A 9973-nucleotide genomic window follows, 5' to 3' on the forward strand; every position below is an offset into this window, starting at 1 on the left:
GTTGTCGGCACGACAGTTGTCGTGGTTGTCGGCGCGATTGTATTGATTGGTGCGATTGCGATGGTCGTGGTTGTAGGCGCAACTGTTGTAGTTGTCGGCGCAATGGTTGATGAAGTGGTCGTAGTGGTTGGTGCGATGGTTGTTGAAGTCGTCGTGGTTGTTGGCGCAACTGTTGTGGTTGTTGGTGCGACAGTTGTGGAAGTTGTTGTCGTCGTTGTCGGAATTGTTGTATCGATAGTTAGTGTCAGCGCAGAACTTTGTAGCGAATCATTGCCAGCACTGTCGGTTACTACTGCTGTCACAGACCAAGTGCCGTCGCTCAAAGTGGCTAATACGCATGTAGAGGCCACGGCTGTGTCATAGGTACAGGTGATGGTTGTTGACCCACTTACTGCAGTCATCGTGACCATGTCTCCCGTTTGTACTCCTGAGACACCGATGTCGGGTGTGGTATCAGACGTGGTGTTATCGGTTGACGATGATCCAGTGTCTGAAGCTGCATCGAGATCAGGAAGTGGTGGCTTGCTTGGCACAGCGGAGTCTATGACAATGCTGAGAGGCGCAGATGCCCCAGAAGCATTGTTCTGACTGTCAACTCGACTGGAGATCACGGACCATGTGCCGTCAGCCAATGGTGGTAGGTCACACGTTGTCACACTGGACGATGCAACGTAATTGCAAGTGACGGTTGTTGCACCCTTAGTTGCACTCATCGTGACGGTGTCACCATCAGTCGCTCCGCTTGCTCCCACAGTCGGAGTTGCGTCTTTTGTTTCGTTGTCACTTGTGGAGCTTCCAGTGTCCGAAGAAGTGTCGAGGTCGGGAGTATTTGGTGCTGAGATTGCAGCAACGGTGATACTCAGGGTTGACGTTGTTGCTCTGCTCAAAACATCTGTTACCGAATATGAAAGTGGTGTGACTGTCCCCGTAAAACCGCTTGATGGTGTAAACGTCACTATGCCTGTCGACGTGTTTACAGCCCACTCTCCTTGGCCGTTGATTGTGACACTTTGCTCAGTGCATGTCGGCGGTGTGTCACTTGTTCCGCATAGCAGTAAAGAACTCGGAGTAATTCCGGTCCCGGTGTCGTTGTCAAGTGGCGACAAAGTGATGGCGCTTGTTACTACACCAGATGCCGAATCTGCGCGCGCTGAAGGTAGGGCAGGTGGCTGAATAGTCGCACTAATGGTTGATGAAAATGTGGCGCCGACTATGTCGGTACCTGTGTACGTGATTGGCGTTGCGTCACCGTTGAAAAGCGCGAGGGGAACAAAAGTGACAAGTCCGGTTGTGGTGTTCAGTGTCCATGTTCCTTGGTTTGCAATGACAACAGAGGTCGAAAGACAGTTCGGCGCAGTTTCGGTTGCACCACAGAGGTTCATGCGTGCTGAAGACAGAGAACTACCTGAGTCATTTGTGAGAGGAAGAAACGTCAACATGTCTCCCAGTTGCCCAGTATCTGAGTCAGCAGTTGCAGCAGGTGCAGTTGGCGCACTGACGGTGACTCTCAAGGTAGATGATCCGCACGACGATGGTGGAGTAGCCGGTGCCCATGACCCACTGATTGTGTTGCAGATGGCATACGAAACTGGAGTAGCAATTCCCGAGAATGTAACTACTGGGACAAATGTGACAGTTGTACCAGTGAGTGTCCATGTTCCTTGGCCTGTGACATCAATGGAATTTCTTGTGCAACCAGTTGAGATTGTTTCAGTTGATGCGCACAGTTTCAATGTTGATGTATTGAACGCAACTGTTCCTTGTGTTGTGTAATCAGATGGGGTGACACCTGGAGAGTCATTGGAGAGTGGGGTAAAGCTCGCAGTAATTGTGTGAGCAACTGTTCGTAAGTCTGCGGTGGCAGATACTGCAGGGGGTGGTAATGCGGTAAAACTAATTGTGCTTGCTGCAGTTTGTGTGTTGGAATCTTGCACGATGTAACGCAGTACTCGAGTTCCTGTGTAACTGGAATCAGCAGTAAATGTGACCACGCCTGAAGAGACGTCGTAACGCCCTTCGTTGGCAACGATGACGGTTGTCTTGGTGCATGCTGGTGACGTTTCGCTTACATCACACAGAAGTAATGATGAAGTATTCAGTGTTGCTGACCCTGAAGCAGAGTCATTTGCAAGAGGGGATACCGATTGGTTGTCTCCTTTGGCAGCCGCGGATTCATCAGGCCGTGCTGTTGGTGGCGCAAGCGTGGTGAATGAAATGGTGCTGCTTGCTTTTGTGCCACGCGTGTCGGCCACTGAATACGTCACTGTTGACGTGCCAACAAATCCTGCAACGCCAGTGAAGGTGACAACACCAGTTGACGTATTCACTGAATACGTTCCTTCACCACTGGCAGTCAACAAAGTGGCTGTACAGTTCGGAGCAACATCGCCCGAACCGCATAAGCGAACTGATGATGCTGCGATTGTTGCCCCCGATGCTCCGGTGTCGTTAGTCGCAGGGTTCTTTGTAATGGCCATTGCGGTACCACCAGATGCAGTGTCGGCTCGCGCCGTTGGTGGCACTGCCCACTGCACAACGATCATGCCGTGACCACCAACAGCAGCAGCAACTGTTGTTGCACTACCAGGACCACCACTACCAATGGTCGCAACATACTGATCACTCGTTCGACCACCCGAGAGTGGGGCAGCAACTGTTCCTTGGCCACCTGTTGTAGATGTCACCACCGCAGTTCGAGTGGCATCGATGTAACCAGAGCCGCCGCCGCCGCCGCCGTTCTGTATTCCACTAGTACTGGTTTGGTGATTGCCGCCACCGCCGCCATACCAACCGCCGCCGCCACCACCACCACCTTCGGTGTTACTAGCGAGAGTTCCGCAAGCGCGGCCACCTTGGTATTGGGTTCCTGCAGTCGATGTCACTGTGCATTGTGCAGTGCCGGTTGCAGCTGCACCACCGCTAAGCAATGTTCCTGCACGTCCTGAAGTGACAGCGTTTGTTCCTTGACCACCGCTGCCGCTTCCGCCACCACCGCCAGCAACGGAATCTGTGTTGATTCCCCATGATGCTCCACCGCCGCCACCTGCAATGACAACAGGAGTAGTTGTTCCGCTACCTGCAAATAGGCCTGAAAAACCGCCGCCACTTGATCCTGCATTATGGGTCAGTGTGAGGCTTGGTCCGCCTGCACCTCCGCCGCCATATCCGGGCTCGGTATCACGTGCATCGCCGCGTTCACCAACGACAATATTGAATACTTCGTTTAGTGACTGAATGGTGACAGTCGATTTCACATATCCACCTGCTCCACCACCTGGATAAGTAGTGGAAACAACACCACCACCGCCAGCGCCCCACACTTCAACTGTGAACGTGCTGCCAACTGGCATGTCGCTTGGCACTGTGTACGTCTGTGCTGCGCCGTAAAAGTTAAATCGTTGGCAATGAGTGAATACGTTTGTTGTAGGCGTGCACGAAACCGTGACTGGTGCAACTGCTTTGATGACATTTGAAGTTGCAGAAACTGAACCGAAAAGATTTGAACGTGATTCAATCACTCGGTAATACAACGCGTCTGTAGTTGTAATTGTGGTCGCAACTTGACTCGACACGTTTGTGTATGTGACACCATCAGTTGATGTTTGCCACTGCCATGTGGATGTTCCTGAAGATCCCCACGTGCCACTTGCAGCGGACAATGTGGTGCCAATGATGGGTAACCCTGAGATAACAGGCGCCAACGTATTTACTGGTGCGACAACTCCGGGTGTAGTGCCAGCCCCAGCGTTGGTGGATCCGCCAGTAAGCGCAAGTACGTAACTTGAGCCACCGCCGCCACCACCGTTGTCACCGCCGCCACCACCGCCGAACCAGCCACCACCGCCACCACCGCCTTCATCGCGGCCGTTTCCTCCGGCATATTTGGTACCCACATATCCAGGAAAACCATTGGCGGATGTACCGGCAGATCCTCCTGCTGTCGGAGTTCCACCACCAGCGTTAATGGTAGTTCCTGCGACGCCAGTGGTGCCGCCACCTGCTCCACCGGCTCCGCCGTAACCACCGCCACCACCGCCAGCGGCTGTTGCTAGATCATCTGCAGAACTACTAAGACGAATTGCCGTGCGGCCACCGCCAGATGAATACTGAGAAGCCGTACCACCTCCGAAACACGAACCACCTTTACCGCCGCCACCATACGTTGCAGGCGTGTAGTAACAACCACTTGACACGGTGCCTAAAATTCCGCCGCCACCTTCGCCAACAACGATTGTGAATTGTTGACCAGTTGTCACTGCGTATGTACCAGTTGCGTAACCGCCTCCGCCACCTGCTCCACCGCTTGCACGTGTAGCTCCGCCGCCGCCTGCACCGATGAGATGAAAATCAACTGACGTTACGCCACTTGGCACAGTCCATGTTTGATCAGAACCGATGTATGAATACGTAACGTAATACGTAGTACCCGATGTCGTGTATTTGATAACGGCGCAACCATCAGCTGCACGTGTCAAAGCAGTTGTTGCGCTTGCCACCGCTCCGCTGCCTACACCACTCGCACAGGCAACGGATGTTGAGGTTGTCCCAGAAGATGCAATGGAGTTGATCGATGCGCCAGGTTGGACGCCATTGCCTTCCCTCGTGAAACCATTATCAAGCAGTGACACGCAACTTGAGCCGCCAGCGCCGCCGGTAAGCGAGTACCCGCCACCGCCACCAAAACAACCGCCGCCGCCACCACCACCTTGGTGGAATCCGTTTCCGCCCAAGTAGGCCGCGCCGTTAGTGGCAGGCGATGTTGTTACGCCGCCAGCAGTTTGCGTTCCGCCAGTGACTGTTGTGGAAATTGATGTTCCGACGACTCCACCGCCTGCGGCGCCATTACCGGTCCAACCTCCACCACCGCCGCCGCCAGCAGTCACCAAATCAGTTGTTGCACTGGGAAGACGGATAGCAGAGCGCCCGCCGCCAGAACTACCACGGTCTTGATATGCCTGACCTGCGCCATTACAAGAGCCTGAGCGACCGCCTCCACCATACGTTGCATTGGTGCGGATGCAATTCGCAGAAACAGTTGTACCGCGATCACCACCACCAGCTTGACCAACGATGATCGTTAGTACTTGTGCAGGAGTAACTGCGTAAGAGCCAGTTGCAAAACCTCCACCAGCACCAGATCCGTACGTTGTTCCCATTGGAACGCCACCACCACCAGCACCAAGCAAATAAAAAGAAGCATTCGTCACTCCAGTTGGCACTGTCCATGTTTGATCCGCACCGGTGTAGTTAAACGTTTCAAATGTGGCTGTGCCGTTCACGGAATACTTGATGACAACACATCCGTTTCCACCACGTGTTGTCGCAAGAGTCGCACTGCCTGGACCACCGACACCAACGCCTGTGGCACACGAAGGCGAGGATGCCGGAGCAGCAAAACTTTCCGATGGTGCAATAGAAATTACGGAGACAAAAAGAATGACAAGGCATGCGAAAAAGCGCAGTGCAATCCCTGCGCTTTTCTTGGGTACGAAGGGCGCTGCGCCCGATGTTGCTCCGCCAGCGTTCATCTATATGAATAATAGGTGCTACCTAAATATCACCGCCAAAATGAATGAAGAACTAGGAGAGAATGGTCCAGGGAACAACGTCAAACCCTCAACCTCAGCAAGAGGGTCATGTGGCATTCGCAAGCAGTACAGGGCAAAGGGATTTAGCCGGTAACTCTCAGTGTTTCTGGGTGACTTAGGCTTTGGATAACAAGAGGAGCACTATGAACGGCGATCAAATGATGAGGGCGCATTCGGCCTCTCTTCCGGCACCACAGTTTGAGAATCCTGCGTGGGTGACCCCAGTTGCATTGGCTAACGCTCGGGTTGCGATTGTTACGTCGGCTGCGTTGTACGCAGTTGGTGACGAAGCCTTCTCAGCCGGTGACACTGGATACCGATTGATTGACCGTGATCGTCGTGATCTTGTTCTTGGACATTGGAGTCCCAACTTTGATCAGATGGGCGTGAAGATGGATCTCAACGTGGTGTATCCCATTGACCGTCTTGAAGAATTAGCCGCAAAAGGAATTATTGGTTCTGTTGCACCCCGACATATTTCCTTTGCAGGAAACCAACCAGATGATGTTTCAACTATTCGTTTGGATACTGGCCCGTCAGCAGCTGCACAACTACGTCAAGATGGCGTTGATGTTGTCATCTTGACTCCTGTTTGACCTCTTTGTACGCGCACCGTGAGTGTGCTTGCGCATATTTTTGAAGCTGCAGGAATTGCAACTGTTGTGTTGTCTTCCGTACGTGAAGTTGCACAAAAAGTTGCTCCACCACGGGCATTGCATTGCGAGTTTCCACTAGGCCGACCATTAGGAATTCCGAATGATGTTGAGTTTCAGATGGATGTATTGAGTCGAGCGTTTGCTCTGTTGAATGAAACGTCTGGCCCGGTCCTTGTCGATCATCCAGTCGTGATTGAGGCAGACGAACAGCCAGTATCTTGCGCAATTCCGCCTCGGTTCGATGCCTCGCTTCCCCCAAGTGTTGATGAGGCCCGTGGCCTGAAAAGGGCCTATAACCGGGCGCTAGAACGTAGGGGAGTTACTTCAGTAGGTCGATGCATCACAGCAGATGAAGTACCGAATGCATTAGCCGTTCTTCATGCGATTGCGAACGGGAAAGATTGGACAACGGCCGAAATTCCTGGTGGGAACATCATGGCGTTGTGTCATGACATCCGCACGTATTACGAAGAAGCAGCACTTGAATTAATTGATGGTCCAGCACCTGGCGGAAGAGCCATGGAGAATTGGTTTTTTGAAACGACCGAAGCAGGTAAAACTGTTTTAGGTGCGCGCACCGCGATGAAAAATGCCGGTGCAAAGTTTCCTATGTGGTTTTACATGGCTCCTGGCAATCGGTAAAAACTTTTAAATAATAGGTTTAACTAATTACATAAATAGTTAGGTTCACCGCACGTAAAAGTTATTTAATGTGACGCAAACATTGGACTAATTACTATTTGTTTATACAAGTTAAATGTACGATTTCAGTACAAGCATTTATTGCATAACTGAAATCAGAAACAAATGGATAACACACCGGCCCTCAAAAAAGGTGGAGAGGCAACGGTACTTCCGATGTTTCTTACACTTTTTATAGTGATTATTTTGGTGATCGGAGTACTTGGCTATCGAGCAATTGGTAATCAAACATCAGTTGCTTCAGCAAGTGCCGCAGCAACGCCTGCTGCAGCAGCACCCGCTGCAGAAACAAACAACAACGCTGTGATAGACGCTGCAGCAATGCCAGCTTCTGATTGGAAATCACGCAATCCAATACAACCAGCTGCGCTTACTGGAAAAATTCACACAGTGTCTTTCGATATGACTGAAGTGCAAGTCGAAGTTGCGCCCGGAGTCATGCAAGAAATGTGGACTTTTAATGGACAAGTACCAGGCCCTACATTGCGTGGTTCTCTAGGAGACACCTTCAAGGTGGCAATCCACAACAAAGGAAAGATGTCTCACTCGATTGACTTCCATGCAAGCAAAGTTGCATGGAGTGACGAGATGCGCTCCATAGCTCCAGGCGAATCACTTGTCTATACGTATACCGCTGATTACGCGGGAGTATTTATGTACCACTGTGGAACAGCTCCGGCACTTCATCACATTGGTAACGGTATGTACGGAGGAGTCATTATTGATCCTCCTGTGCTTGCACCAGTCGAAAAAGAATTCTTCCTGTCACAAAGCGAGCTATATCTCGGACCTGATGGAAAGCCAGGCGACCTAGGAAAGATGATGAGTGAGAAATGGGATGCGGTGGTCTTCAACGGCTATTTCAATCAGTACAAATTTGCTCCAATTCATGTTGAGGCAATTAAGCGTTATCGCATTTGGGTAATGAACGAGGGCCCAAATGAGAATTCCGCCTTCCATATTGTGGGAACTATTTTTGACACCGTCTTCAAGGAAGGGTCGTACCTGTTGCAGCCAGACGCACGCAAGGGCGGATCACAAGTTCTAGACCTGCAGCCTGCGCAAGGTGGATTCGTTGAGTTCACCTTTGCTGAAGATGGTCTGTACCCATTTGTGACGCACAAGTTTGCAAACGTAGGCAAAGGCGCTCTTGGCTTCTTTGCAGTCGGCAAAGCCGATACCAGCGCACTCGGCGGTCACTAACTATTAGAGACTTTGTGAATTGATCATGTGGGGCGCGGATCGCGCCACATGGTCCACAGAGTTGGGCAACCATCGTGAGAAATCTCCTCAAGTACCGAGAACCCAAACCGTTCATAAAACGGAAGGTTCTCGGGCTTTTGAGTTTCTAGGTACACCGGCATGTGGGTTGAGTCGCATTCTTCTAGGCGATGAGTAAGCAATGCGCCTCCAAGACCTTTGCCTTGAAACGCAGGATCAACACCTAAAAGCCCTAAGTACCAATGTGGTTCTTTCGGATGTTTCTTTGCCATGGCATCAAGAATCTTGATGCCCTTTAAACGATTTCGCCCTTTGAGTAGACCACGTGCAGACCGAAGCGATACGCGAAGTTCTTGTAGCCACGGACGAGGTGCATCACCAGGTGCAAGCCACGATGCGGTTGCAACGACACGACCATTACGGATGATGACTTCAACAATTCCATGACGTAAGGCGTCACCCATTACAGCTGTGGCGTAGTTGGGAAGCATCACGTGTTCTTGCACGGCATTGCGTGCAAAGAAACCAAACATCGGATCTGGCCAGAACGCTCGGCTAGTCGAGGCAACTGCCGTATGAAAATCTTCTGGATTTAGTGTGGTGATGTCGGCGTTTGTGATTTCATACCCCCAAGGCAGAAGTGAGATGTTTGAACAGATCGTCGTAAGTATCAAGTGCCAGAAACTGTGGAAACTCTTTTTGGATGTTTTCAGGCGAGTGGAAAAGAAATCCGGCATCTGCTGCACCCAGCATTGCGGTGTCGTTGTATGAGTCACCGGCTGCTGCCACGCGATAGTTCAGACCTTTGAATGCTTGTACGGCAAGTCGTTTCTGGTCTGCTTGGCGTAATTCAAAGTCCACAATGTGATCATCTTTGACAATGAGCCTGTGGCAGAACAGTGTTGGCCAATGAAGTTGACGCATGAATGGGCGACCAAATTGTTCGAAGGTGTCAGACAAAATGATTACTTGTGTGCGTTCGCGTAATGCATCGAGAAAATCAATCGCACCATCCATAGGGGAGAGTTCTGCAATGACCGACTCAATACGACTCATTGTTAGGCCATGCTTATTCAGAATCTCAATACGTGACTTCATAAGGAGGTCATAATTCGGTTCGTCACGAGTAGTGCGACGAAGCTCCGGAATACCTGTGCTTTCAGCAACTGCAATCCAGATTTCAGGAATCAAGACTCCTTCAAGATCAAGCGTGACGATTCCTTGGTGGGGTGAGGTTGCAACTGCCATTTCTCTATTCTCTCACGCAAAATGGTCATCAACGGATTTGATTACTTATGACTATGTCTCTGGACGGATCAGTACCCTAAGTCCATGAGTCAACTTCCTCCGTGCCCCACGTGTGCTTGCGCATATACCTATGAAATGGGTGCCTTGCTGGTGTGCCCAGAGTGCGCTCATGAATGGTCGCCGGAGAGCGAAGCCTTAGAAGGGGAGTCTGATGAACTGTCCGTCATTCGGGATTCTTCGGGCAATGTTCTGGCAGATGGCGACACCGTCACCGTGGTGAAGGACTTAAAGGTCAACGGTCGGCCAACCAATATAAAGGTGGGCACCAAAGTCCGGAATATTCGATTGGTGCGCGACAACGGTGACCACGACATTGACTGCAAAGTTGATGGCTTCGGCGCTATTTATCTGAAATCAAGCGTGGTGCGTAAGTCGTAACTGCAGTACGCATGGGGTGTGTCCCACATGACACAATCTGAAGATGACAAATCTCGTTTCCGTTACCCGTGACATTGCAGCTAGCCCAGAAAAAGTGTGGGCTCTCGTGACCGACTTGCC

At 51.2% G+C, this 9973-nt stretch carries 11 protein-coding genes and 3 pseudogenes; 5 read left to right on the plus strand and 9 right to left on the minus strand.

Annotated elements, in window-relative coordinates:
- On the minus strand, nucleotides 1-1301 hold a 1301-nt coding region (locus AC9UEO_RS11925), incomplete at its 3' end, for an Ig-like domain-containing protein (protein ID WP_509533749.1).
- On the opposite strand from AC9UEO_RS11925, the gene AC9UEO_RS11930 reads away from it, so the two are divergent.
- Nucleotides 1186-1773, plus strand: a complete 588-nt coding sequence (locus AC9UEO_RS11930; RefSeq protein WP_509533717.1) for a hypothetical protein — start codon at nucleotides 1186-1188, stop codon at nucleotides 1771-1773. The two genes, AC9UEO_RS11925 and AC9UEO_RS11930, sit on opposite strands and share 116 nt — an antisense overlap.
- A 503-nt stretch (nucleotides 1774-2276) precedes the next feature.
- Here the strand turns inward: AC9UEO_RS11930 and AC9UEO_RS11935 are convergent.
- The 6 genes and pseudogenes from AC9UEO_RS11935 to AC9UEO_RS11960 form a co-directional block, all read right to left on the minus strand.
- A pseudogene (locus AC9UEO_RS11935) lies at nucleotides 2277-2543 on the minus strand (hypothetical protein); the annotation flags it as partial.
- Entirely contained in the window at nucleotides 2540-2668 is a 129-nt protein-coding gene (locus tag AC9UEO_RS11940) for a hypothetical protein (RefSeq protein ID WP_509533720.1), read from the minus strand. The gene AC9UEO_RS11940 and the pseudogene AC9UEO_RS11935, both read right to left, overlap by 4 nt.
- Before the next feature lie 85 nt (nucleotides 2669-2753).
- Nucleotides 2754-3350: pseudogene (locus AC9UEO_RS11945) on the minus strand (glycine-rich protein); the annotation flags it as partial.
- Nucleotides 3251-3469 (minus strand): hypothetical protein, encoded by a 219-nt coding sequence (locus AC9UEO_RS11950; RefSeq protein ID WP_509533723.1) that lies wholly within the window; start codon nucleotides 3467-3469, stop codon nucleotides 3251-3253. The pseudogene AC9UEO_RS11945 and the gene AC9UEO_RS11950, both read right to left, overlap by 100 nt.
- A gap of 237 nt (nucleotides 3470-3706) precedes the next feature.
- On the minus strand, nucleotides 3707-3880 hold the full coding sequence (locus AC9UEO_RS11955; protein ID WP_509533726.1) for a hypothetical protein: 174 nt from the start codon (nucleotides 3878-3880) through the stop codon (nucleotides 3707-3709).
- A pseudogene (locus tag AC9UEO_RS11960) lies at nucleotides 3828-5528 on the minus strand (glycine-rich domain-containing protein); the annotation flags it as partial. The pseudogene AC9UEO_RS11960 and the gene AC9UEO_RS11955, both read right to left, overlap by 53 nt.
- 203 nt (nucleotides 5529-5731) lie before the next feature.
- Here AC9UEO_RS11960 and AC9UEO_RS11965 point away from each other — a divergent pair.
- The 3 genes from AC9UEO_RS11965 (at nucleotide 5732) to AC9UEO_RS11975 (ending at nucleotide 8149) form a co-directional block, all read left to right on the plus strand.
- A complete protein-coding gene (locus AC9UEO_RS11965; protein WP_509533729.1) occupies nucleotides 5732-6184 on the plus strand; it encodes a glycine/sarcosine/betaine reductase selenoprotein B family protein in 453 nt (150 codons plus the stop codon).
- An 18-nt stretch (nucleotides 6185-6202) separates the two neighbouring features.
- The gene (locus tag AC9UEO_RS11970; RefSeq protein WP_509533731.1) at nucleotides 6203-6886 is read left to right on the plus strand and encodes a hypothetical protein; all 684 of its coding nucleotides are present in this window, start codon (nucleotides 6203-6205) and stop codon (nucleotides 6884-6886) included.
- 165 nt (nucleotides 6887-7051) lie between these two features.
- Entirely contained in the window at nucleotides 7052-8149 is a 1098-nt protein-coding gene (locus AC9UEO_RS11975; RefSeq protein ID WP_509533734.1) for a multicopper oxidase domain-containing protein, read from the plus strand.
- Between the two features lie 23 nt (nucleotides 8150-8172).
- On the opposite strand, the gene AC9UEO_RS11980 is transcribed toward AC9UEO_RS11975, so the two are convergent.
- Together AC9UEO_RS11980 and thrH are read right to left on the minus strand one after the other, a co-directional pair.
- Nucleotides 8173-8904, minus strand: a complete 732-nt coding sequence (locus tag AC9UEO_RS11980; protein ID WP_509533737.1) for a GNAT family N-acetyltransferase — start codon at nucleotides 8902-8904, stop codon at nucleotides 8173-8175.
- Nucleotides 8789-9415: a bifunctional phosphoserine phosphatase/homoserine phosphotransferase ThrH gene (thrH, locus tag AC9UEO_RS11985; protein ID WP_509533740.1), complete on the minus strand. Its 627-nt coding sequence runs from the start codon at nucleotides 9413-9415 to the stop codon at nucleotides 8789-8791. Before thrH ends, AC9UEO_RS11980 begins: the two co-directional genes overlap by 116 nt.
- 84 nt (nucleotides 9416-9499) lie before the next feature.
- Between thrH and AC9UEO_RS11990 the strand changes: the two genes are divergently transcribed.
- The gene (locus AC9UEO_RS11990; protein WP_509533743.1) at nucleotides 9500-9853 is read left to right on the plus strand and encodes a zinc ribbon domain-containing protein YjdM; all 354 of its coding nucleotides are present in this window, start codon (nucleotides 9500-9502) and stop codon (nucleotides 9851-9853) included.
- The last annotated feature ends 120 nt before the right edge of the window (nucleotides 9854-9973 follow it).

Source organism: Limnohabitans sp., assembly GCF_040401495.1.
Classification (GTDB): Bacteria; Pseudomonadota; Gammaproteobacteria; order Burkholderiales; family Burkholderiaceae_C; genus Limnohabitans.

Bases quoted from the DNA above. Each gene is read 5' to 3' on its own strand.
- AC9UEO_RS11930 (WP_509533717.1), top strand. From the start codon at position 1,186: ATGGTTGATGAAAATGTGGCGCCGACTATGTCGGTACCTGTGTACGTG.
- AC9UEO_RS11950 (WP_509533723.1), bottom strand. From the start codon at position 3,469: ATGTCATCAAAGCAGTTGCACCAGTCACGGTTTCGTGCACGCCTACAA.
- AC9UEO_RS11955 (WP_509533726.1), bottom strand. From the start codon at position 3,880: ATGCCGGAGGAAACGGCCGCGATGAAGGCGGTGGTGGCGGTGGTGGCT.
- AC9UEO_RS11965 (WP_509533729.1), top strand. From the start codon at position 5,732: ATGAACGGCGATCAAATGATGAGGGCGCATTCGGCCTCTCTTCCGGCA.
- AC9UEO_RS11975 (WP_509533734.1), top strand. From the start codon at position 7,052: ATGGATAACACACCGGCCCTCAAAAAAGGTGGAGAGGCAACGGTACTT.
- AC9UEO_RS11980 (WP_509533737.1), bottom strand. From the start codon at position 8,904: ATGCCGGATTTCTTTTCCACTCGCCTGAAAACATCCAAAAAGAGTTTC.
- thrH (WP_509533740.1), bottom strand. From the start codon at position 9,415: ATGGCAGTTGCAACCTCACCCCACCAAGGAATCGTCACGCTTGATCTT.
- AC9UEO_RS11990 (WP_509533743.1), top strand. From the start codon at position 9,500: ATGAGTCAACTTCCTCCGTGCCCCACGTGTGCTTGCGCATATACCTAT.